The 23,366-nt window shown below is 46.8% G+C and carries 18 protein-coding genes; 10 read left to right on the plus strand and 8 right to left on the minus strand.

The features are described 5' to 3' along the window. The first annotated feature begins 37 nt into the window (after positions 1-37). The gene (locus HW560_RS17700) at positions 38-1,333 is read left to right on the plus strand and encodes a multi-tm2 domain protein (RefSeq protein ID WP_371129139.1); all 1,296 of its coding nucleotides are present in this window, start codon (positions 38-40) and stop codon (positions 1,331-1,333) included. A 155-nt stretch (positions 1,334-1,488) separates the two neighbouring features. Here HW560_RS17700 and HW560_RS17705 read toward each other — a convergent pair whose 3' ends face one another. The 7 genes from HW560_RS17705 to HW560_RS17735 form a co-directional block, all read right to left on the minus strand. After that, positions 1,489-2,142, minus strand: coding sequence for a methylthioribulose 1-phosphate dehydratase (locus HW560_RS17705; RefSeq protein ID WP_036607600.1), 654 nt, complete (start codon positions 2,140-2,142; stop codon positions 1,489-1,491). Positions 2,143-2,144: 2 nt separating this feature from the next. Further along, a complete protein-coding gene (locus HW560_RS17710; RefSeq protein WP_179264061.1) occupies positions 2,145-2,822 on the minus strand; it encodes a 2-hydroxy-3-keto-5-methylthiopentenyl-1-phosphate phosphatase in 678 nt (225 codons plus the stop codon). Continuing rightward, positions 2,819-4,042, minus strand: coding sequence for a 2,3-diketo-5-methylthiopentyl-1-phosphate enolase (locus tag HW560_RS17715; RefSeq protein ID WP_177185750.1), 1,224 nt, complete (start codon positions 4,040-4,042; stop codon positions 2,819-2,821). The genes HW560_RS17710 and HW560_RS17715 overlap by 4 nt, the downstream gene beginning before the upstream one ends. After that, complete coding sequence (proC, locus tag HW560_RS17720; RefSeq protein WP_090900484.1) at positions 4,035-4,901, minus strand: pyrroline-5-carboxylate reductase; 867 nt, start codon at positions 4,899-4,901, stop codon at positions 4,035-4,037. Before proC ends, HW560_RS17715 begins: the two co-directional genes overlap by 8 nt. A gap of 36 nt (positions 4,902-4,937) precedes the next feature. Continuing rightward, entirely contained in the window at positions 4,938-6,185 is a 1,248-nt protein-coding gene (locus tag HW560_RS17725; protein WP_090900481.1) for a glutamate-5-semialdehyde dehydrogenase, read from the minus strand. 96 nt (positions 6,186-6,281) lie between these two features. Continuing rightward, positions 6,282-7,385 carry a glutamate 5-kinase gene (gene proB / locus HW560_RS17730; protein WP_090900477.1) on the minus strand — a complete coding sequence of 368 codons (1,104 nt, stop codon included), beginning with the start codon at positions 7,383-7,385 and terminating at the stop codon, positions 6,282-6,284. Positions 7,386-7,746: 361 nt separating this feature from the next. Then, the gene (locus tag HW560_RS17735; protein WP_179264063.1) at positions 7,747-8,955 is read right to left on the minus strand and encodes a pyridoxal phosphate-dependent aminotransferase; all 1,209 of its coding nucleotides are present in this window, start codon (positions 8,953-8,955) and stop codon (positions 7,747-7,749) included. Between the two features lie 261 nt (positions 8,956-9,216). Here HW560_RS17735 and HW560_RS17740 point away from each other — a divergent pair, with 261 nt between their 5' ends. The 3 genes from HW560_RS17740 (at position 9,217) to HW560_RS17750 (ending at position 12,963) form a co-directional block, all read left to right on the plus strand. Then, complete coding sequence (locus HW560_RS17740; protein ID WP_090900471.1) at positions 9,217-10,242, plus strand: ABC transporter substrate-binding protein; 1,026 nt, start codon at positions 9,217-9,219, stop codon at positions 10,240-10,242. Between the two features lie 204 nt (positions 10,243-10,446). After that, a complete protein-coding gene (locus tag HW560_RS17745) occupies positions 10,447-12,093 on the plus strand; it encodes an ABC transporter substrate-binding protein (RefSeq protein WP_179264065.1) in 1,647 nt (548 codons plus the stop codon). 48 nt (positions 12,094-12,141) lie between these two features. After that, positions 12,142-12,963, plus strand: coding sequence for a carbon-nitrogen family hydrolase (locus HW560_RS17750; protein ID WP_076288978.1), 822 nt, complete (start codon positions 12,142-12,144; stop codon positions 12,961-12,963). A 492-nt stretch (positions 12,964-13,455) separates the two neighbouring features. Here the strand turns inward: HW560_RS17750 and HW560_RS17755 are convergent, their stop codons facing one another. Beyond that, the gene (locus HW560_RS17755; protein WP_090900462.1) at positions 13,456-14,376 is read right to left on the minus strand and encodes a LysR family transcriptional regulator; all 921 of its coding nucleotides are present in this window, start codon (positions 14,374-14,376) and stop codon (positions 13,456-13,458) included. A 358-nt stretch (positions 14,377-14,734) separates the two neighbouring features. Between HW560_RS17755 and HW560_RS17760 the strand changes: the two genes are divergently transcribed. From HW560_RS17760 to HW560_RS17785, 6 genes are all read left to right on the plus strand, one after another. Then, positions 14,735-16,633: a beta-glucoside-specific PTS transporter subunit IIABC gene (locus HW560_RS17760; protein WP_179264067.1), complete on the plus strand. Its 1,899-nt coding sequence runs from the start codon at positions 14,735-14,737 to the stop codon at positions 16,631-16,633. Positions 16,634-16,669: 36 nt separating this feature from the next. Continuing rightward, the gene (licT, locus tag HW560_RS17765) at positions 16,670-17,509 is read left to right on the plus strand and encodes a BglG family transcription antiterminator LicT (protein ID WP_090900456.1); all 840 of its coding nucleotides are present in this window, start codon (positions 16,670-16,672) and stop codon (positions 17,507-17,509) included. A gap of 28 nt (positions 17,510-17,537) precedes the next feature. Continuing rightward, positions 17,538-18,995, plus strand: a complete 1,458-nt coding sequence (locus HW560_RS17770) for a glycoside hydrolase family 1 protein (protein ID WP_179264069.1) — start codon at positions 17,538-17,540, stop codon at positions 18,993-18,995. 373 nt (positions 18,996-19,368) lie between these two features. Then, positions 19,369-20,790, plus strand: a complete 1,422-nt coding sequence (gene leuC, locus HW560_RS17775; protein ID WP_090900450.1) for a 3-isopropylmalate dehydratase large subunit — start codon at positions 19,369-19,371, stop codon at positions 20,788-20,790. Positions 20,791-20,821: 31 nt separating this feature from the next. Further along, positions 20,822-21,439, plus strand: coding sequence for a 3-isopropylmalate dehydratase small subunit (gene leuD, locus HW560_RS17780; protein ID WP_090900448.1), 618 nt, complete (start codon positions 20,822-20,824; stop codon positions 21,437-21,439). A 274-nt stretch (positions 21,440-21,713) separates the two neighbouring features. Next, the gene (locus HW560_RS17785) at positions 21,714-23,120 is read left to right on the plus strand and encodes an N-acetylmuramoyl-L-alanine amidase family protein (RefSeq protein WP_179264071.1); all 1,407 of its coding nucleotides are present in this window, start codon (positions 21,714-21,716) and stop codon (positions 23,118-23,120) included. The last annotated feature ends 246 nt before the right edge of the window (positions 23,121-23,366 follow it).

Raw genomic sequence — 23,366 nt, forward strand, 5'->3', positions numbered from 1 at the left:
ATTGTTTCGCATTGCCTGAAAAGAAAGGATGAAGACTGTGCAATCAGATCGTAACAAAATACTTGCATTTTTATTAAACCTGATACCGGGTCTTGGTTTTCTCTATTGGAGGCGGCCTACCAGAGCTGTGGTCTATCCATTACTCTTTTTTGGAACAGGCATTGGCTTCGTCATGTTGGCGTTGTTGACTGATGAGAAGGATTTGATGATTGTCGGGTTCCTGGGAGCCATATTCTTCTGGTGTATCAGCATGCTGGATATGATTATCGTTCTGCTCCGTGCTCCTTCACTACATGATGCCCGATACCATGGATATGGCGCACATTACAGTGGACCGCATCAGGGGGCGGCATATCAGGGAGCATACACTGGGCAGGAAGGTCATCTGGGACAGATGGAGATGGACATGGAGGGGATACATCAGAATCAGAACGGTGAGTATGGCGTGCCTGCGGCTCCTTATGGTCAACCCATGTATCAAAAAGGCAGTGAAAGCGAACGATTTTTTACGATTCTACTTTCTTTTGTTCCAGGTCTGGGACATCTTCATCTCGGACTGTTACATCGCGGTTTATCATTCCTGATGGCGTTCTTTGGCTCATTTGCGATGATGGTATTTGTAGCTTCGATTACGAATGAATCGGTATTTCTGATGTTCTTGCTCATTCTGCCTGTCATCTGGGTATACTGCATGTTTGATGCGGTTCAGCATGTGCATCGCAAACAGGCCGGTGAGGTATTGCAGGATCGTACGTTGTTCGAGGAGCTGGAGATGGGCAGGGCTTCTGGACGGCGAAGCAAAGTGCTGGCAACCCTGTTATCAGCCTTCCCGGGTGCGGGACATCTGTATCTGGGACTGCAAAAAAGAGGCATGCAACTCATGTTCCTGTTTCTCGGCAGTATCTACGTTCTGGACCTGCTTCATTTATCGGTGTTCCTGTTCATGATTCCGTTGATCTGGTTCTACAGCTTCTTTGACGGACTTCAGTGTTCAAGCCGTTATGGCCGTGAACCGTTGACCGATCAACCCATTTTCAAGGATTGGGCTCGTCACCAGCGCCTGATTGGATTCGGAATTGCTGCATTGGGATTGTACTATCTGTTTATCCGCCTGGTCATTCCACAGCTGAATGAAATGTTCCCGAATGCATTTATGACGTACGAGATTCGTTCGTATGTGAACACCGTCATTGTGTCCTTGCTGCTCATTTTTGGCGGTCTGAAGCTGCTGTTTGGCAAGCAGCGCGGTGCGAGTACGAATAGTACGGTTCATCGAACTGATGAGGGAGCAGACAGTCTCTTTTTATTCAAGGATCGGGAGGATCGATTGTAGAACTTTACAGATTTTTTCGATTCCCTTTTCCAAAGGGGAACAAAGAGAATCATAGAAAACAAGGAATTAACCAAACATAAAAACACGCCGTGGGCTATGTCTATCAGCCTTGGCGTGTTTTTGGTTGTGCAGCTTTGATTTCGAATGAATGATTGCTATTTCGTAGCACCCTTCAGTAGAAGTTGACGGTACATCACTTCGAACAGGAACTCGAACGCTTCCAGATGACGTTTCGCTTCAAAAGCATCTTTGCCCCAGGCATAAATCCCGTGATTACGCAGCAAAATTCCCGGTACATTCGCGTCAAGTACACCTGGTACCAATTCAGCGATGGATGGAATATCAGCGAAGTTAGGCAGAACTGGTACACGAATCTCTGCATTTTCTTCCCAGATGTTGAAAGCCTTGATCAATTCGATGCCTTGAATCGGTACGTGTCCATCTGCTCCAAAGAACTCACTGATCAGGTTGTTAAATACGGTATGCACATGGAACACCGCGCCACAGCCGGTTAAACGATAGATTTCGCAGTGAATCAACGTTTCAGCGCTTGGTTTCAGGGTTGTGGTCTCAATGGCTTTACCATGCTTGTCTACAAACAGAAAGTCTTCCGGTGTACGGAGAGATTTGTCTTTGCCTGATGCAGTAACTGCAAAGTAGAATTGCTCCGGGTCGAAGTCGCCCACACGCATTGACAGGTTGCCACTTGTACCAGGGAACCAGTTACGGCTGGCAAACAGCGCTTTGATATCAGCCAGTTCTTCGAGCACCTGACGTTTATGTTCCAATGTAATCTTTTCAAAACCCATCTTTACAGCACTCCTTGTGTTTGCTTCTGTTTCATATCTTTCATAATATCGTAGAAGGTTGTGAATGGGACATGATCCACACCCAGCTCTATACACTTATCCGTCAGGATAGAACGAGAGTAGACAAGATCAGCGATTTTGGCACCTTCAAAATCCGTCAGACTGTCTCCAATGAGGATACGATTATATTGTTCTTCCGGGAATGTACGAATAACCGTCGTTTTACACATGCCGCAGCCGTTCTCACAAGGAGGCCGACATGGATTAGGCCATTCAATACGTATGAATTCATCTGTGAAATCCGCCCCGTTGCAATAAACATGATCCTGTGGAATATCGAATGGAGCGAGCAAAGGCTCGATAAAAAAGTCCATTCCGCCGCTCGTGACATTAAATTCAATGCCCTCGTCCCGAACGTATGCAAGAAATTCGCTGAACCCTTCTCGGATGCCAGCCTGTCCAAGTACAAATTCCACAATCTCATCTTTTTGCGAAGAAGGCAACAGAGCGAACATCGCTCCCACACCTTCGCGAAGCGAAATTCGCTGTTCAATCGTGTCTTTCATAATTGCTTCAATACCTTCGGGTTTAAAATGTTTCATAATCGCTACGATATTGTCCGAAAGGGTGATCGTGCCATCAAAATCACAGAAAATAACTGTTTTTTTATCACTTCTCATCGTTCGCCACCCCACAGATCTATTGCACTTTTCAGTTCGGGATGTTCGACTGCATATTCTGCCAGTGGAATGGAACGTTGGGCTGCCTCGATAGCCTGCAAGAATGCCCGTCCGCCTGCCTCAGTACCCATGGGATGCCCATGAATACCTCCGCCGGCATTAACGATGACATCGGTGCCGAAGTCACGCAGAATAAGAGGTACAAGCCCTGGATGTATACCAGCCGAAGGCACAGGCATGCTGGTTCTGACAGGAAGCTCAGGTGACAGCAACTGTTCTGTAATGGCCATATTCTCTTCCTTCGGCATCGTCACCGATCCGTAAGGGGAAGGGAAGAGCACCAGATCCGCTCCGGCAAGTCGCATCAGCTGTCCCAGCAGGACGGAAGCCGAGATTCCATAGTGTGGTGAAGGATACAGTGCACCTGCAAGCGCAGGGTGAGCCATGATCGGTACGTTGATGTCCGGATCACTGCTTAGTTCGTGCAGCACGTCATATCCGTATGACAAGACATTGAACAACAGCGCATTTGCTCCTGCACCTATCGCGCGTTCAGCCTGTTGTTTCAGGCGTGAGGTAGGTCCAGTTAAATTTGCGGCATAAAGAAGTTTCTTACCCGTTTCCTTGCGTGCCTGTTCCGCAGCTTTCATGCAGACCTCGACTCTTTTCTCAATCGGAGTCAGTTTGTTCTCAAACAGAATTTCATCATCTTTAATCAAGTCTACTCCACCAAGAGCTTGGCGAATAAACTGTTCCCTCAGTTCGTCAGCATCCAGTCCAATGACTGATTTAAAAATACTCATTAACAACGGACGATCATGTACACCTAGCAGATCACGAACACCGTTCAGTCCAAACTTGGGACCAGGGAATGCGCTGAGGAAGCCGTCCGAGAATCCAAGCCGTGTCAGTTTGATGCGTCCATCCATTGAAATTTTGCCAAAGACCGTCACGAGCAGAGCAGGAATATCACGGCTAAAGTTGATATCGGGATAGCCGATGGTAATGTCAGCGTAACGCTCACCCGCAGCCATTCCATCAGCTTCATGTACTTCTACGCTTATGACTTCACCCAGATGCTTCTGCATTGCTTCACGCTGGGCTTGCGGCAACTCCGTCCAGCTACCCACGGTCATGCCGATCGCGATGGACTCGGCCTTCTTGCGAAAGTCTGCATGATCATCATGCAGACGATATGTGGCTGTGCACATGTTATTCATTTTTTAAATCCCCTTCCAAAGCAGCTCCCATCTCCCGTGAGCGCTCTGCACAGCGGTTGACGGCTGCGATTACATTTTCAAAGAAATCTCCCTCGTCCAGCGTTTTTAGTGCTGCCTGAGTTGCACCTCCCGGGGAGGTTACATCACTACGAAGTTTCATTGGTTCCAAGCCAGTTTGCTGCACCATACGTGAAGCACCCAGCACGGTCTGAACAGTCAGATCGCGGGATTGTTGGCTGGACAAGCCGCCACGAATACCTGCGGCAATCATGGCCTCCATCAAATAGTATACATAAGCCGGACCACTTCCGGAAATACCTGTGAGCACTTCGAGTTTATCTTCAGGCACGATGGTCACGATTCCAACAGCTTCGAACATCGTCATGACTGTACTGCGCTGGTCATCCGTAATTTCTTCAGAGAAGGCAAGTCCGGTTGCGCCAAGCCCGATTGTACTGGACGTATTCGGCATGGTGCGGGCGATCGGTTGCTTGCGTCCCAGCAGGGATTGCATCGTACGGATCGATAATCCGGCAATAACGGAGACGATTAATTGATCCGGAGACAGGAGCGGCCCAAGCTCACGCAGCGCTGCGGCAGCATCCTTCGGTTTCATGCAGAGTACAATAACGGGAGAAGCGGCGAGATGATCCAGCGATTGTGCAGCAGTTCCGGTATGTACGGCATAACGGGTACTGAGCTCCTCCTGACGTTTCTGGTTGCTGCGGTTCAGCATCGTAATATCCTGAGGACGAACGACAAGGCGGGAAATTAATCCGCGCACGATGGCTTCCGCCATCGCACCTGCTCCGTGAAAAGTAATCTTTTGTTGTAATAACGTCTGTTGTTCTTGACTCATATTTATCGTTCCTCCTATATAACTGTAGCTGCGATATTATTGCCGGATTTGTCCATTGCCAGTGATACGGTATTTGGTTGACGTTAATGCAGGCAGACCCATCGGTCCACGAGCATGCAGCTTCTGGGTACTGATCCCAATTTCGGCTCCATAACCGAACTCAAATCCGTCTGTGAAACGTGTGGAAGCATTATGGTATACAGCAGCTGCATCTACATCATGTAAAAAACGTTCTGCATTGCTCGTATCCTTGGTGACGATACACTCTGAATGCTTTGTGCCATAACGTGCGATATGCTCCATCGCTTCATCCAAATTCTGAACTACACGAATATTTAAAATATAATCATTGTACTCTGTCGCATAATCTTCTTCCGTCACAGGAAGGGCAGAGGGAACCAGACGACGAACCGTGTCACACCCCTTCAACAGGACGTTCGCCTCACGGAATTGTTCAGCCAGTGTCGGCAGATGCTCCTCGGCGTAAACAGCGTGCAGCAACAAGGTTTCCATGGAGTTGCATACGGATGGACGCTGTGCCTTGGCATTAACAGCAATCTCCGCTGCCATGACCGGATCGGCAGATTCATCCACATAAGTATGACAGATACCTGCGCCGGTTTCGATCACAGGCACTGTTGCATTGGTGACCACATTGCGGATCAGTGAAGCTCCGCCGCGTGGGATGATGACATCGAGCAGTCCATTTAACTTGAGCATTTCGTCCACGGAGGAACGGTCTGCATCCTCAACAAGCTGCAATGCATCAGCTGGCATGTCTGTTGTTGCCAGTGCCTGATGAAGTACCTCCACAATTTTGCGATTGGAGGAGAGGGCAGAGGAGCCGCCTCGCAGCAGTACAGCGTTGCCTGTTTTGAGGCAAAGTCCCGCTGCATCTACTGTAACATTTGGACGTGCCTCGTATATGATGCCGATTAGACCGATAGGCACTCTCAATTTTTCAACGTGTAATCCGTTCGGACGAGTGAATGTTTCTAGCACTTCGCCTACAGGGTCCTGCAACTCCACGATCTGACGCAGTCCTTCAGCGATGCCGGCGATCCGCTCCTTATTCAAAGCGAGGCGATCCAGCATCGATTCTGGCGTGCCTTGCTGTCTGCCTCGTTCCAGATCGTCAGCGTTTGCTGCAATAATGGAATCCGCTTGCGCAATCAATGCGTCCGCCATGACCAGCAGGGCGTTATTTTTTTGTTCTGTGCTCAGTCGATTCAGCTGTGGAACGACGGCTTGGGCCTTACTCGCTTTTTCCCTGACTTCACTCATTATAAATTCCTCCCATATATAAATTGGAAACAAAAGATTATTTAATGGCTATATCATATGATTTTGAGCAGTACACTCGGTAGGATTATAGGAGTTCTATTTTAACGTAATCCACTCGTCCCGATGAATAACCTCAAGTCGATGGATGCTGTTCAACTGCTTCATTACTTCGCCACTTGGCAGTCCTGCGATGAGGCGTAGCTGGTCATCATCATAATTGACGATACCACGACCGAGCAAGGTGTCATCCATACCCAGCACCTCTACAACATCTCCTGCATGGAAGGTACCCAGCACGCGTTTGACACCTACAGGCAGGAGGCTATGACCACCATGGACCAGTGCTTCTTCGGCACCATTATCCACAACGACGGTGCCGAGCGGAGTAGACATGAAGCCAAGCCATTGCTTTTTACGAGAGAGAGCCGCAAGGCGAGTCTCGAAGTAGGTTCCTTTTCCGGTCCCATCAACTGCCCTCTGCATATCTCCAGGTTCCTTAACACTTCCTACAAAGACAGGTACGCCTCCACGCGTTGCCACTTTGGCTGCATCTACCTTGGATCGCATGCCGCCTGTACCTACGGATGATCCTGAACCGCCAGCATAGGCGTAAATTTCTGCCGTAATTTCGGGGATGCGGTCATAACGAAACGCAGACGGATCTTTTCGCGGATCAGCCGTGTACAGACCGTTGGTATCCGTAAGAATGACCAGATGCTGTGCCTTGACCAGATTCGCTACCAGAGCAGACAGGAGATCATTATCTCCGAACTTCAATTCATCGACAGATACGGTATCATTCTCATTAAAGATTGGAATGACGCGCTGCTTGAGCAGCTCTTCCACCGTCATGCCCGCATTGCCCATACGTTTCCGGCTGTGAAAGTCGGTACGGGTGAGTAGAATTTGTGCTGTAGTAACGCGGTGCGCTGCAAAAGCCTGTTGATATGACTGCATCAGCAAAGCTTGCCCAACAGCCGCTGCAGCTTGTTTTTCATGCAATTGCTTGGGACGCTGGGGGTAACCAATCTCCCGGAATCCGGCAGCTACCGCTCCTGATGTGACCAGAAGAACCTCATGGCCTTGTTCAGCCAAGCCAGCAATTTCTCCGGCAAAAAAAGTAATGGCATTTCGATCAAGTCCGCCTTCTTCCGTAGTAAGCGAACTGCTTCCGATCTTAACTACAATACGTGAGGTCATGTTTTCACTTCCTTAAACAATATTAATGATTGACCCTGGAGCAGACCGTTGGGTACAAAAAAAACTCCCGCCCTTTTAATTAAAAAGGACGAAAGTTCGTTACTTCCGCGGTACCACCTTTATTGATGATTGGATCATCCGGCTTCATGCCCTGTAACAGAAGGCACTGTCCTGTGCATCACAGGCCGCTCAGGGGTAGGTTTCGGAGAGAAGTCGCGGTAAATTCTTGCAGCCGGGTGGAATTTACTCTCTGGGCGCGGCTGATCCTCTCGTACTGGTCCCGTCATCACGTTTCGTTCAATATTTCCTTATAACATACCATGGAAACTTGGCAGATGCAAAGGGGTTATGCACCTGTAAATTACTTGAATAAATTCAACTTGCCAATCCGCTCTACAGCTTCCCTTAATCGATCTTCATCACTTAGTAGCCCTGCGCGCACATAGCCCTCACCATGTGAACCGAAACCAATACCCGGTGCTACCGCGACTTTTGCTTCACGTAGTAACACGTCGGCAAATGAAGCAGAAGTAAAGCCTGCTGGTACAGGCAGCCAGCTAAAGAAGGAACCTCCCGGTTTTGGGGCCAGCCAGCCGATGGCTGAGAGTGCTTCATAGAAAGCATCGCGGCGTGATTCATAACGTGCAACCAGTGAAGTGACACATTCCTGGGAAGACGTAAGTGCTGCCGCAGCAGCGGCCTGGATGCCTCCGAAGAGGCTCACGTAGATATGATCCTGCAGCAGATTGATTTTGGAGATGATCTCTGCATTGCCCAGAGCAAATCCGACACGCCAACCCGCCATATTGTAGGTTTTGGATAATGTGTAGAACTCAATGCCCACTTCTTTGGCACCTGGTGCCTGCAAAAAGCTTACCGGACGATGGCCGTCGAATCCAATTGCACCATAGGCGAAGTCACTGGCTACGACAATTTTATTTTGAATGGCGAACTCTACCGTATCTTTATAGAAGGAAAGCGGGGCTGTTGCCGATGTTGGATTGTTGGGATAGTTCAGGAACATCAGCTTGGCCTTTTCCCGATCCTCGGTAGAGATTGCTTCATAATCAGGCAGAAATGCATTGGACTCCAGCAGTGGCATAAAAGACATGTGCGCTTTTGCCAGTGCCACACCGGACCAATAATCCGGATAACCTGGATCAGGTACGAGACATACGTCGCCAGGATTGAGCAATACCTGAGGTAGCTGGACCAAGCCCGTTTTTCCGCCAAATAAAATCGCAACTTCCGTTTCGGGGTCCAGGTCCACGTTGTAATCTTCCTTATAACGCTTCGCAACGGCTTCCTTCAGGAAAGCATGCCCGCTAAAAGGCGAATATTTGTGATAGAGCGGGTTCTCCGCCGACTCCTGCAATGTTTTAACAATGTGGGGTGGTGTAGGTGTGTCCGGGTTACCCTGACCCAGGTTAATCACGTCATGACCACTTGCGATTTCGCGGTTTACATTTTGAACAAGGGTAGCAAAAAATTGTGTTGGAAGCTGTGTCATTACATCGGATGTAGGTATGGTAAAGGCTGAACGACCCGATGCTTTTGGCTGATTAGTCATGCTATACATCACTCCGGTTATTAAAGATGGCAATATAGTACTCATTAATTTATCACGTCAATCCCGAGCTGTATAGGGGGAAAACACTTCATGAATACTTGAATGGAGCCAATATCCGAGTTTTTGTACAAAACTGAAATGAGGTATTTTAATTTATCCATTGAGATTAGGATAAAGCCTGTTTTATGATAATATTCGATAATGATAATCAATATCATTGATGAAATAGGAACGAAGCACTTATTAGGGGGAGAAATAGAAATGAAAAAGGGTATACGAAATACGGCAGTATTATTGACGGTGACGTGGTTGTCCATGCTTCTGCTTGCTTGCGGAAATCAGGCTTCAACTCCATCTGCCGGAGCGGATGATTCCAGAACGGTCGGTGAAACACAGACAGATGGGGAAAATGGGGATCAGTCCAATCAGGAACAGACGGCATCCGCGGATAACAGTGAGGGTGAAACCCGGATGTTCAAGGACTGGACAGGCCATGAAGTGGAGGTTCCGGTTACGCCAAAGCGTGTGATTTATCATGGTGAAGTTACAGGAGATCTGTTAGCGCTGGGCGTTGTACCTGTAGGTATTCTTCGTCAGAATGGAACGGTATATGATGATCAGGTGGCACAAGCGGAAGATGTGGGTTTCCCTATGAGTGTTGAAAAGGCGCTTACCTTGAATCCTGATCTGATCATTTTCTCGAATAGCGATGAGGCACAATATGATCAAATCTCGAAGGTAGCGCCAACGGTTACCTTTGATTCATTTGCCTCATTGGACGACCGCATGCGTATTCTCGGCGATCTGTTGAACAAAAAGCCGGAAGCGGGAGCTTGGATCACGGCCCATCAAGAAGCAACGGAAGAGATGTGGAAGCAGCTTCATGAGAATGGACTGAAAGAAGGGGAAACGGCTTCGGTATTCACCATGTATCCTGGTAATCGACTGTTTGTCATGGCCGGAGCAGGATTGCCACAGTTGTTATATGGAGCCGATGGGATGAAGCCAACTGCGGAAATTCAGAAAGTGTTAGATGAAGGAATGGGCTTTGCAGAGATTTCTACTGAAAAGCTGCCTGAAATAGCGGGGGATCGCGTATTTATACTGAATCCAGTAACGGATGATGCGAAGCAGTCCACCAAAGAATTGCTGGATAGCCCGATTTGGAAGAAATTGCCTGCTGTAAAAGAAGGAAAAGAATATCGCTTTGATCTGGTTAAGGCTTCAAGTGATGCAACTTCAAGAGAATGGCTTTTGAAAGAGTTGCCGAAACAAATGATTCAATAGTTGTTTATCGATTGATACATCATAATATAGTATTGGATTAAGAACGAGAATGCCGACTATAAAAGAGCCTTCAACATTTCGTTGAAAGCTCTTTTTTTGTGCTGATTACAGCCAGATCTGGATTAATGACAAAAGCTCGCTTATAATCAGTTCATACAGAAATAATGATAATCATTCTCATTTTAAAAAACGAGGTGAACCATCATGCAGGCTTTGAATGCCGATGCGGGAGGGTTGTATTTTTCAGCATTCATGTTTCGGCTGGCTCATCTGGAACAACGAATTGAACCACCAGAGCAGGTGATGCTTGAAGTAACATGCGATAAACATACATTCTTGATCTGCGAAGAAGGGGAAGGTCGCTTATATATAGGATATGAACAGTTTCCCTTTACCACCGGATGTGTTTACCCGCTTTCTCCGAGCGAGGGATACCAAATTGAACATGGAAACCGAATGGAATTGAAATATATGGTGATATCATTTGATGTTATTCATGTGTTGACAGGAGATCCGGAACAGTATACGCGCCCTGTATTCGAACATAGAAATCAATTGAACGGCTATCCTTATGCCCCGTTAAGTGGGCTGCTGGAGCAGATGTATGCCATTCGGGATTATCAAACAGATGCCGAATACAGCCATTTGAATGCACAGTTTCAGAGATGGATGGAGATGGTCATCACCCGGTACACTTCACCAAAAACGGAGCAGAGTATGGAATCCAGACTACACAGTACAATTCAATATGTAGAAGACCATTACGCTGAAGAAATCACAGTAACGAAACTGGCCCGTCTTGCAGATATCCGACCCGTGCAATATACAACCTTGTTCAGACAATTAACCGGCCACAAGCCGCTTGATTATGTGAACCATATACGAATTAAACATGCCAAGGATTGGCTGCGCAAATCCGATGAACCACTTCGGGATATAGCAACCCGGGTGGGCTTTAAGGATGAGTATTATTTTAGCAGGCGTTTTCGTCAAATGACCGGATTATCGCCTCGTCAATATGACCGATCTATTCAGCAACAAACACTGGTTCAGGATTGGTTGGGTCATGATGTGAATATTCCGGCACGGCCGGAGCGAATTATGTTTTATGGTGATTCCGGTGGAGATCTTCAAGTGCTGGGCATAGGTCTATTAGGAGATCAGACATATGATGCGGTTGCCCCGGTTAATGTGGAAGAGGCAGTCCGGATGAGACCAGACCTGATCATTTTCGATAGCACCAACGAACAACAATATGACCAATTTTCCCGAATTGCACCCACACTGGCATACAACTCTCACGCAACGCTGGAAGATCGGATTTGCAGGGTGGGAAGCTGGTTTGGCAAGCAAGCAGAGGCTGAGAAATGGCTCTCCTCCTATCAGGAGCGTATGGAAAAGATGTGGATGAAGATTCATGCTTCAATTGAACCGGGGGAAACGGCGTCCGTATTTACATATCATCGGGGTGCACGATTGTTTGTCATGGGCAATATTGGTCTGGCCTCGCTCTTGTATCATTCGATGGGATTCAGACCCGTTACGAAAGTGAAGGAGGCGCTTGTGGCGGGCAGAGCATATAAGGAGATTTCGTCTGAAGCGATTCGTCAGTATGCGGGTGATCATATATTTGTCTTGGTTCCTGAAGAGGTTATTGCAAGGCAGGCCACAGAGAAGTTGATGCATAGTCCAAGCTGGCGAGCACTTCCAGCCGTGCAGAAGGGGCAAGTGTACGGAGTGGAGGAAACAACATGGAATTTGGGCGATGCAATGACTAGCAACCGTTTGTTAACTTTGTTGCCCGAATTATTATGTAGGAGTTCAGCACGAAAACAGGTTGCAGATGATTGAATGATCAAGCTATGATTACAGGTATTACGGTTCAGAGGAGTGCTGGTTATGACAGAACAACAACAAGGGGAAATGCGTGTAGCCCTGATTCAGGGCGATATTCAGATCGGAGACCCTGAGGCCAACCATAAACATATGCAGTCTTTGCTCGAACGAGCGGTAGAACAGGTTCCCGACTTGGGATTGGCTGTGCTGCCCGAGATGTGGAATACGGGCTATGCTTTGGAACAAATTCATGAGCTTGCTGACCCGGAAGGCCAGAAATCAAGAGAGTGGCTAGCGACTTTTGCCCAAAAACATCGAATCTCCATCGTTGGCGGTTCCATTGCGGAGAAACGTGATGGCCAAATCTTCAATACAATGTACGCCTATAATAGTGAAGGAAATCAGGTGACACGTTACGATAAATTGCATTTGTTCCGCCTGATGGATGAAGAGAAGTATTTGCAGCCTGGTGCAGAACCGGAAATATTCGAATTGGAGAACGGCCTCACCGCTGGAGCTTCGATCTGTTACGATATCCGTTTCCCTGAGCTTGCTCGAACGCTTGCCTTGAACGGAGCCAAAGCATTAATTGTCCCCGCTGAATGGCCGAACCCGCGCTTGCATCATTGGCGCACACTGCTTACAGCAAGGGCCATTGAGAATCAGATGTATGTTATTGCCTGCAATCGCGTTGGGAAAAGCGGAGACACCGAATTTTTCGGGCATTCCCTCATTATTGATCCTTGGGGTGAAATTGTGGCTGAAGGCGGAGAAGGGGAAGAGATTGTGACCGGAATTATTCGTCCTTCGCTTGTGGATGAGGTTCGTGGCCGTATTCCGGTATTCGAAGACCGCAGACCTGGCATTTATTTTGGCAGCAAATAAAAATCTGTAATTTTCCAATAAAGTGTTTATTCATCCGGGAGGCGGGTAATGATAACTATCCCGTCACCAAGGAGGATGATCAATCAATGGACAACCATGTGAAAGATACGCTCAGGAGACTGGAACAGGAAAACACTAGGGTAGATCACTTGAGGCCATTCTTAGAGAATGGGGCAGGAGGGCTATCACCCCCTGAACAATCTGTTCAGGACGAAGGCCGCCTTGTGAATCAACAGAACAGGCTGACAAGTGAACGTAATTTGCGAAAATAAACCGCCAAACTTGAAATTCTTATATGTACGTTTTTACGTTAACAATTCAATGGTGATATCAGCAACATTGTACTGTAACGATGATGTACTGCTAATACCATGTAAGAACTTTATCCTGCGGATGCGGGAGACGAGTATAGAACAAAGGCTTGGCCCTTATGGGTCAAGCCTTTGTTTATTTTATTGCCATGTATGGCGGGCTAGTTCGCTGACTGTCCAATTATTCTCCTTGAGAGAGCTCGGCAACGGTTTGTTGAAACGTATGAATGAACGCCTCCGCGGCTTTGGAGAGAACCCGTCCTTGGCGGTATGCAACGACAAGAGTACGACTGGGAGTTGGCTCGGCCAATGGTACATAAACAGGAATAAATTCACTGCGCGGCGCGCGAGCAATAAAGCGCGGAACGAGCGTAATCCCCATACCTGTAGCCACCAGTGACTGCACCGTCTCAATATTCGTGCTCTCAAACACCACGTTGGGGTCAAACCCGGCTTCTTCACACAGATCAAATGTAAGCTTCCGGAAGCCTTGTCCTTTCTTCAGCACAACAAAGGGTTCATCGCGAAGCTCTTCCATCCGTACTGGAACCGGATGTTCCGGATCTCCTCTACGTGCAAGAGGGTGATTTGGTGGAACAGCCAGATCAATTCGCTCTTCACCAATCGTCACATAAGATAGGCTTGACTCCTGCAATGGGAGCGAGAGAAGGCTTAAGTCGGCCTTGCCACTGGCGGTCAACTTTTCAAGCGTAAGTCCGGAGTCTTCCAGCAACGTTACTTCAATCTCGGGGTAGGCCTGCTGAAATGCGGGAAGCACATGCGGAAGCAGGTGGGAGCCAGTGATCGGCATACTGCCTACAACGACTTTACCTTTACGCAGCTGGGAGATGTCCGACATTTCCTGTCTGAGCAGCTCGACTGCATCAATAATTTTCTGAGCCTGCTCTACAAAAGTCACCCCTGCATGGGTCAACTCCACGGTGCTGGTATTACGCTGAAATAACAGTACACCCAGTTCCTTTTCGAGTTTGGATAGCTGCTGACTTAAAGAAGGCTGGGCAATGTGCAGCTTCTCGGCTGCCCGGGAGAAATTCCGCTCTGCCGCAATTTGCAGCGTATATTGAAGTTGTCTGAATTCCATATCCACACGTCATTCCTTTCGTTATGCCATCATTATATCACTACAGATGAAGAAATCATTATTTTTGCTGAAACGCTTGCACTGCTTAAAAAGAGCTGATATACTGTGTCTGAAAACGCTTAATGGTTTAAACTTACCCGGGTATAACAAGAAAATCGTTTTCAGATGTATTCTTTTTCAGTACAGATAAAGTCCAGCTATTCATATTCTTTTCGTTAATATAATTGAATAATAGTTCATCCAACGATGGCGTGTTACTGTTCGGCAGGCAAGACCTAGATTGGGTGGGAAGAGTTTCTTTTTCCTACCCTATTTAGGTCTTTTTTTGTTCCCAGCAGAAAAAAGGCGGAGGTGCACCATGAATCACAAACAATTAGCCCAATCGATTATGGAGCTGGTTGGTGGCAATGATAATATCAACACGGCAATTCATTGCTCCACCAGGCTCAGACTTACTTTGAAGAACCCTGATTTAGCGAAAACGGCCGAGATCAAAAACCTGGATGGCGTCATCGGCGCAGTGAATAGTGGCGGCCAATACCAGGTAATCATCGGCAATGATGTTGGATATGTCTATAACGAACTTGCCAAGATGGTGGATACCCAGCAATCCAGTGAGGTTCTGGAAAAGAAAAAAGCGGATTACAGTCCCAAAGGTCTGTTTAACACCTTTGCCAGTGTAATTGCAGGCATCTTCCAGCCGATTATCCCGGCCATTGCTGCTTCAGGCATGTTGAAGGCGCTGCTGCTTCTGGCGACCGTGACTGGATTAATGTCCAAAGAAAGTCAGACGTATACCGTTTTGAGTGTTATGTCGGATGCAGCCTTTTATTTTCTTCCGGTCCTGCTGGCCTATTCTAGTGCAAATAAATTCAAGACCAACCCTTTTGTAGCTGTCCTGTTCGCAGGAATCATGCTGCATCCCAATATGATTGGATTGCTTGGCGGTGAAGATCCGGTATCCTTTATCGGATTGCCTGTGGCTTCTGTTCAATATGCATCATCGGTTGTACCGATTATTTTAACAGTCTGGTTTATGTCCTATATCGAACGTTTTGCCGACAAGGTCTCACCAGGACCCGTTAAGATATTCCTTAAACCGTTGATTGTCATTCTGATTGTTGCTCCAATTGCGCTAATTGTACTTGGTCCACTGGGCATGTATCTCGGCACAGGCATGTCCAACCTGATCTACTGGATTCAGGACAAAATTGGCTGGTTGACTGTTGTCATTATGGCGATTCTGATGCCTTTAATTGTGATGTTCGGTATGCACAAAGTGTTTTATCCCATTATTTTCGCAGCACTCGCTTCACCTGGTTACGAGACACTAGTACTGGTTGCCATGCTGGCATCTAATATGGCGCAGGGAGCAGGATCGCTGGCTGTATCGTTCAAAACCAAGGATGTGAAGCTCAAACAAGTCGCGCTGTCTGCGGGCATCTCCGGTGTATTTGGCATCACGGAACCAGCATTGTACGGTGTACATTTAAGACTCAAGAAAACGCTGTTTGCATGCATGATCGGTGCGGGCATCGGGGGATTATTCGCAGGAATTGTGAATCTCAAGGCGTATGCAGCCGTGGGACCAGGGATTGCATCCATGCCTATGTTTATCAGTGAAGACAACATGAACATTATATATGCCATTATTACGATGTTAATCTCCTCCATTATCGCGTTTATTGCAGTGTATGTTATTGGATTTCAGGATGTTGTTCCAGCAGCAGTTCCAGCAACAGACTCTTCGGTAGCAAAAGTGGAAGTAAAACCTGAGATCAGGCCTTCGGCTGGAATCAAATCAAAAAAAATGGTATTTGCGCCACTGGAGGGTACAGTCCTTTCCTTAAGAGAAGTGAAGGATGAGGCTTTCTCCCAAGAGGCAATGGGACAGGGGATGGCGATTCAGCCAAGCATCGGCAAAGTGTTTGCTCCGTTTGATGGTACCGTTGAGACGGTATTTCGTACCAAACATTCGATCGGGTTGAGATCGGTGGATGGGGTGGAACTCCTAATTCATGTAGGACTGGATACTGTGAAATTGAAAGGGCAGCATTTTGATGTAAAAGTAACTGAAGGGGAACCAATCTCCCATGGTCAACTTCTGATGGAGTTTGATCTTGCAGCAATACAAGCCGCAGGTTATGACACCACGACCCCTGTAATTGTGACCAATTCCTCGGATTACCTGGAGGTATTGGGTAATGAATCATCACCAATAACGGGACCGGAGAAACCATTAATTACAGTGTTATAACCGCCCGAAATATCAATGAGAGGCAGGCAGCCAGATATGGAAGTCGTGAAAATACTGAACTCGAGCGTTGTTCTTGCCAGACGTGGCGAGGATGATAAGGAAATTATTGTGATGGGGAAGGGCATCGGCTTCAAGAGCAAACCTGGAGATGTCGTGAATGAGGACGAGATTGAGAAGGTATATGTGCTTGAAAATGAAACAATTTCTTCGGATCTCACCGCTCTGATGAAGGAAACGCCAAAAGAATATCTCATTCTGGCTGACGAAATCATTTCTTATGCCAAACATACATTGTCCCGACATCTGAGTGATCATCTCTACGTCTCATTGACGGATCATCTGTATATGGCGACTAAACGGTTCAAGGACAATATGACCATCCAGAATCGTATGCTTTGGGAAGTAAAGAAGTTCTATCCACAGGAATTCAGCATTGGCATGCATGGTCTGTCTCTCATTCACAATCAGCTTGGTCTCTCCCTGCCTGAAGAAGAAGCGGCCAATATCGCTTTTCATCTCGTCAATGCTCAGCAGAATGATGACAATATGAATCAGGTCATGCTGATGACGGGCACGGTCAAGGATGTACTCAATATTATTAAAATTCATTATCAGGTGGAGCTGGATACACACAGCATTAACTATTCCCGCTTTTTAACCCATTTGCAATTCTTCATTCAGCGACTGTTTGAGCATAAAACGTTAAATACGCAGGATCATGAGCTGTTTGACCAGATTGCGAGCAAATATCCGCAGGAAGAACAATGTGTACAGCTGATCAAAGAGTACATTGAAGCCCGCTTCGAACATACGATTTCTAGCGAAGAAATGATGTACCTGATTATTCATATTAATCGTGTAATGAGTCGCAATTAAGATAGAACCAATCAAGGAGGAATACAAAATGACCAATACAACAAGAACGTTCCCGGAAGGTTTTTTATGGGGAGGAGCCATTGCAGCCAATCAGGCGGAAGGTGCCTGGAATGTGGATGGCAAGGGTCTGTCTACAGCTGATATCGCCATTTATCGAAAAGGTGTTTCCAAGAGTGAGTACAAAAAACATAACGCAATTACGGAAGAACAGATCCAGGAAGCGATGGAATCAACGTCGGACAGAGAATATCCGAAACGCAGGGGCATCGATTTCTACCATCGTTACGAGGAAGACCTAGCCTTGTTTGGGGAAATGGGTCTAAAAACATTGCGTTTGTCCATTGCATGGACACGGATCTTCCCTAATGGGAATGAAACGCAGCCCAATGAAGCCGGTTTGCAATTCTATGATCGTGTCATTGATGGCATGTTAAAGGAGGGCATTGAACCGTTGATTACGTTGTCTCATTATGAGATGCCGATGTATCTGGTCAATCATCATGGGGGATGGACGGATCGCATAGTGGTCGATTACTTTGTTCACTTTTGCCAAACGGTGTTCAATCGATATAAAGACAAAGTGAAATATTGGATTACCTTTAATGAGATTGACAGCATCGTTCGTCACCCGTTTACGAGTGGTGGTATCGTTCCGGATCGTTTCAACAACGTGGAACAAGCTGTATATCAGGCGCTGCATCACCAATTTGTGGCCAGTAGCCTGGCGGTGAAATATTGTCATGAGATCATTCCTGGTTCTCAGATCGGATGTATGCTTACCAAGCTTACGACATATGCCCATACGTGTAACCCCGAAGATGTATTGGTCGCTTCCCGGGATAATCAATTTAATCTTATGTTCACGGATGTTCAGGTCCGTGGGGCATACCCATATTTTACGAAGAGATTGTTTGCTGAAAAAGGGATTGTACTGGATATGCTGGAAGGTGACGAGGAGATTCTGAAAGTGCACACGGTGGACTTTATTTCATTCAGTTATTACATGTCGCTTGTATCGAGTGTTGATGGGGATCGATTGGAACAGGTGAGTGGTAACACTACTGGGGGTGTAAAGAATCCTTATCTGAACACCAATGACTGGGGCTGGCAGATTGATCCGGTAGGTCTGCGCATTTCCCTGAACGAACTTTATAGTCGCTATGGAGTGCCATTATTTATTGTTGAAAATGGGATTGGAGCCGTCGATACGTTCGAAGAAGACGGTAGCATTCAGGATGATTACCGGATCGATTATTTCCGTTCCCATATGGAACAGATGCATGAAGCAATTCTCGATGGAGTCGAATTGATGGGTTACACGAGTTGGGGCATTATTGATCTGATCAGTTATTCTTCCTCCGAAATGGAGAAAAGATATGGTTTTATTTACGTTGATCAGGATAATGACGGTAACGGAACGCTGGAGAGAAAGCGCAAAAAGAGTTTCTTCTGGTACAAAGATGTGATTGCCAATAACGGTTTGTAGAATCCGTGTAGTAGTCTGGCATAATTACAAAACCGCGCATACAGCAATTGATTGTAAAAAGTTAATGAAGACAGCGCAGCCCTGGTATCAGGGCTGTTTTTCTGTTTAACATAAAAAGCATTGACAGCGAAGAGGCTGGAACGTAGTATAGATGTATATGATAATGATAATTGTTATCAACTGAAACCTCTGCGTAGAGCAGTGGTTTATTTGCGCTCCCCTCATTATAGGTTAAACCTATTACATCTATAGATATTATATCTTGGAACAATCAAGGACAGGGTGATATATTTATGTCATTCAAGAGCTTCACTTTTAGAGGAATACAACATGAGGCTCTTCCAAGGACCGAACTTATGATGAGGTGAAAATGATGAGTAAAAAAACGATGTTTGAGAAAATTTGGGAAAATCACGTGATTCATCAGGAAGAAGGCAAACCAAGCATTTTGTATATCGATCTGCATCTGGTGCATGAAGTAACATCCCCGCAGGCGTTTGAAGGTCTGCGTCTGAGCGGCCGTAAAGTTCGTCGCCCTGAGCTGACGTTTGCAACCATGGATCACAACGTTCCAACGAAGGATCGGTTCAACATAACAGATCCAATCTCCAAACAACAAATTGACACCCTTTCACAAAACTGCCGTGACTTTGGCGTAAAACTGTATGACCTGGATACGATTGATCAAGGTGTCGTACACGTTATGGGTCCTGAACTCGGTCTGACTCATCCAGGTAAAACGATTGTATGTGGCGACAGCCACACTTCCACACACGGTGCATTTGGCGCACTCGCATTCGGGATCGGAACGAGTGAAGTAGAGCACGTTATGGCAACTCAATGTTTGCAGCAAGCCAAAGCCAAAACGATGGAAGTCCGTTTTGTCGGCAAACGTAACCCGGGTGTAACGGCGAAGGATATGATTCTCGCAGTCATCGCTAAATACGGTACAGACTTTGCTACTGGATATGTTATTGAATATACAGGTGAGTCGATCCGTGAACTGAGCATGGAAGAGCGTATGACCGTCTGCAACATGTCCATTGAAGGTGGAGCAAGAGCGGGCATGATTGCTCCGGATGAAACAACATTTGAATATCTGCGTGGACGTGAATACGTACCTGCCGATGGCCAATTCGATGAAGCGGTTGCTGCCTGGAAAGAGCTTGTAACTGACGAAGGTGCTGAATTCGACCGTGTGGTTGAAATCGATGTGGAAACATTGATTCCACAAGTAACTTGGGGTACTAGCCCAGGTATGGGAACCGACATTTCTTCGAAAGTTCCTGTCCCGGCTGAACTGCCAACCGAAAACGAACGTAAAGCTGCTGAAAAAGCACTTGAATATATGGGCTTGGAACCTGGAACACCGATCTCCGAAATCCCGGTTGATTATGTATTTATCGGTTCATGCACCAATGGACGGATTGAAGATCTGCGAGCTGCTGCACAGGTAGCCAAAGGTCACACCGTATCCAGCAATGTTACAGCGATCGTTGTACCAGGCTCAGGACGTGTTAAAATTCAGGCGGAAAAAGAAGGTCTGGATAAAATCTTCACGGAAGCTGGATTTGAATGGCGTGATGCAGGATGCAGTATGTGTCTGGCAATGAACCCGGATGTACTGAAACCAGGACAACGTTGTGCTTCGACATCCAACCGTAACTTCGAAGGACGTCAAGGACGCGGAGGACGTACTCACCTTGTATCTCCTGCAATGGCGGCAGCAGCAGCGGTTAAAGGACACTTCGTTGACGTACGTGACTGGAATTTCAAAACGGAAGCAGCTATTTAACTAGGAACGGATTGAAGGGAGAACGAATGATATGGATGAATTCAAAACACTGCAAGGCATCGTTGCACCTGTAGACCGGGTCAATGTAGATACAGATGCAATCATTCCAAAACAATTTTTGAAACGGATCGAACGGACCGGATTTGGACAATTTTTGTTCTATGAATGGCGTTTTGACGAAGAGGGCAACAACAATCCTTCTTTCGAAATGAATAAACCTCGCTACGAAGGAGCATCCATTCTGATCTCACGCGCTAACTTTGGTTGTGGATCTTCTCGTGAGCACGCACCATGGGCGATTATGGATTACGGATTCCGTTGTGTAATTGCACCATCGTATGCGGATATTTTCTACAATAACTGCTTCAAAAACGGCATTTTGCCAATCAAACTGTCGGAAGAGCAGGTAGAAGATCTGTTCCAGCGTACAGCGACTCATGAAGGTTATGAACTGAATGTCAATCTGGAAAACAAAACGATTACAGATGCGCTCGGATTGCATATTGATTTTGATCTGGATGAGCACCGTCGTCAGTTCCTGTTGCAAGGCCTGGATGATATTGGCCTGACACTCCAGCATGATGATGAAATTACCGCTTATGAACAGCGCCACGCGGCAAAGCTGTTTGGACAAACGGCCTCAGTCTAATCTTTCATCTGTAGTTCGTATATCTAACCTCCAATCATGCAGGGAACTTCACCGTTCCTTGGATCGAATTGGAGGTTTTTTTGCATTTGGCAATGAAGCGATTTGTCTTCGAATTGCAGGATAATCCGACTAAATATGACAACGTTGTAACCGGATGAAGTGACAATATCTGATAAACTGATTAGTAGATTATGGAAGGGTAGATAGAGTCGAGTGTTGCACCACAGCGAATCAGGTCGAAGGTTCAAAAGACAAACAGAATGGTGGTAGATGTATGAAGAAATGGTCGGCAGCAGTCTTTGTTTTTCTGTTCCTATGTTTATTTCCTGTCATGGCAAATGCCGATTCGTCTCCCTCGATTGTGCTGGACGGTGTGACCATTAATCAGCCGTCGGGAGCTCCGGCCGAGAATACTGGCAAAATCGTGATGGTGCCCATTCGGATCGTCTCGGAAAACCTCGGTTATCAGGTGAAATGGGAGAAAGCTACCCAGACGGTTCGTATTCTCAAAGGCAACAGCAGTATCCAGATGACGGCAGGCGAAGATGCGGCCACCGTGAATGGAAATCGGGTGAGTCTCGATTCTCCGCCTCTAATTAAACAGGGGACTACACTGGTTCCGTTACGTTTTGTTGGTGAAGGCATGGGCCTTCAGGTGGGATGGGACAATGGAACCAAGACAGTTAGCCTATCTAGCATTCCTCCTGTAGCCGGTACGGAAAGTGAAAATGACCCAGTGGAAGCTCCTGAACCGGATGGTCTGTCAAAGCTTCAAAGCATCAGCTTCGGCGGGGATCGTCTGATCCTGGCGACGAACGGGAAAATCACACCGAAGGTTTCCAGTCTTAGCGAACCTGATCGTATTATCGTAGATCTGCCCGGCACCACGTTTGCCAAGGAGTTCATCCAGGGACAGGCTTCCAATCCGGATGGCAGTGGGACTCTTCTGGTTACGGATTCATCGCTGGTTTCCAAGGTGCGATATGCAATGTTCAGCCAAACGCCTTCAACGGTGCGTGTGGTCCTTGATCTGAGTCAGGTGGCGACAGCCAAATGGTCACTGGGCGAGAACAACGTGTTGCTCGTTGACCTTGCGGCGAGTAATGGAGAACCAACAAGTCAGCCTGCTGTGCCAACCAATGATGGCAAAAAGGTTGTCATTATCGATCCAGGACATGGCGGACGACAGTCGGGAGCCGTCAGTGTGACAGGTGCCTATGAAAAGGACTTTAATTTGGCTGTGGGACTCAAAGTTCAGGCACTTTTGCAACAGCATACGGAGATTCAGACGGTGATTACAAGGCAGGACGATACGGAATTATCCCTGCAGCAGCGTGTGGATATCGCCCAACTGAATCAGGCGGATATTTTTGTGTCGATCCATGGAAACAAGTTTACAACGCCTGTTCCTAATGGAATTGAAACGTTGTACAGTCGTAAGGAAAGTAAGGAATTGGCCGACATTTTGCACAAGCATGTGTTGCCGATTACGGGATTTAAGGACCGGGGAGTCAAAACGGCAAGTCTGCATGTAACCCGTGAAACAACGATGCCCGCAGTTCTGCTTGAACTTGGATTCCTGAGTAATCCAGCTGATGAGGCAATGATGCTGACTGAAGATTATCAGGACAAATGTGCACAGGCCATCGTAGACGGAATTGTTGAATATTTGGGTCTTTAATGTGGATCGTGCGCAAATATGAAGGTCAGGCTAGTGCGTTGTTTCGAGATGCATAATTGATAATTAAGGAAAAATACAGACAATAAAATGTAGAAAAAGCTTGATTTGACAACGTTTTTTTTCTGTTATGTTGGAATATATTCGCAACTTTTGAGAGTGAGAGGCGTCTAATAGGTGTCTGGTAATGCCTCAGTGGTCAGTCGGAGCTGAAGGTTCACAACATGCGGCAAAAAAATATGAGAATGG

It is taken from the genome of Paenibacillus sp. E222, assembly GCF_013401555.1.
Classification (GTDB): domain Bacteria; phylum Bacillota; class Bacilli; order Paenibacillales; family Paenibacillaceae; genus Paenibacillus.

What these genes read in the sequence shown, in the direction of transcription:
- HW560_RS17705 (WP_036607600.1), bottom strand. Translation starts at nt 2,142, where the DNA reads ATGGGTTTTGAAAAGATTACATTGGAACATAAACGTCAGGTGCTCGAA.
- HW560_RS17710 (WP_179264061.1), bottom strand. Translation starts at nt 2,822, where the DNA reads ATGAGAAGTGATAAAAAAACAGTTATTTTCTGTGATTTTGATGGCACG.
- HW560_RS17715 (WP_177185750.1), bottom strand. Translation starts at nt 4,042, where the DNA reads ATGAATAACATGTGCACAGCCACATATCGTCTGCATGATGATCATGCA.
- proC (WP_090900484.1), bottom strand. Translation starts at nt 4,901, where the DNA reads ATGAGTCAAGAACAACAGACGTTATTACAACAAAAGATTACTTTTCAC.
- HW560_RS17725 (WP_090900481.1), bottom strand. Translation starts at nt 6,185, where the DNA reads ATGAGTGAAGTCAGGGAAAAAGCGAGTAAGGCCCAAGCCGTCGTTCCA.
- proB (WP_090900477.1), bottom strand. Translation starts at nt 7,385, where the DNA reads ATGACCTCACGTATTGTAGTTAAGATCGGAAGCAGTTCGCTTACTACG.
- HW560_RS17735 (WP_179264063.1), bottom strand. Translation starts at nt 8,955, where the DNA reads ATGACTAATCAGCCAAAAGCATCGGGTCGTTCAGCCTTTACCATACCT.
- HW560_RS17740 (WP_090900471.1), top strand. Translation starts at nt 9,217, where the DNA reads ATGAAAAAGGGTATACGAAATACGGCAGTATTATTGACGGTGACGTGG.
- HW560_RS17745 (WP_179264065.1), top strand. Translation starts at nt 10,447, where the DNA reads ATGCAGGCTTTGAATGCCGATGCGGGAGGGTTGTATTTTTCAGCATTC.
- HW560_RS17750 (WP_076288978.1), top strand. Translation starts at nt 12,142, where the DNA reads ATGACAGAACAACAACAAGGGGAAATGCGTGTAGCCCTGATTCAGGGC.
- HW560_RS17755 (WP_090900462.1), bottom strand. Translation starts at nt 14,376, where the DNA reads ATGGAATTCAGACAACTTCAATATACGCTGCAAATTGCGGCAGAGCGG.
- HW560_RS17760 (WP_179264067.1), top strand. Translation starts at nt 14,735, where the DNA reads ATGAATCACAAACAATTAGCCCAATCGATTATGGAGCTGGTTGGTGGC.
- licT (WP_090900456.1), top strand. Translation starts at nt 16,670, where the DNA reads ATGGAAGTCGTGAAAATACTGAACTCGAGCGTTGTTCTTGCCAGACGT.
- HW560_RS17770 (WP_179264069.1), top strand. Translation starts at nt 17,538, where the DNA reads ATGACCAATACAACAAGAACGTTCCCGGAAGGTTTTTTATGGGGAGGA.
- leuC (WP_090900450.1), top strand. Translation starts at nt 19,369, where the DNA reads ATGAGTAAAAAAACGATGTTTGAGAAAATTTGGGAAAATCACGTGATT.
- leuD (WP_090900448.1), top strand. Translation starts at nt 20,822, where the DNA reads ATGGATGAATTCAAAACACTGCAAGGCATCGTTGCACCTGTAGACCGG.
- HW560_RS17785 (WP_179264071.1), top strand. Translation starts at nt 21,714, where the DNA reads ATGAAGAAATGGTCGGCAGCAGTCTTTGTTTTTCTGTTCCTATGTTTA.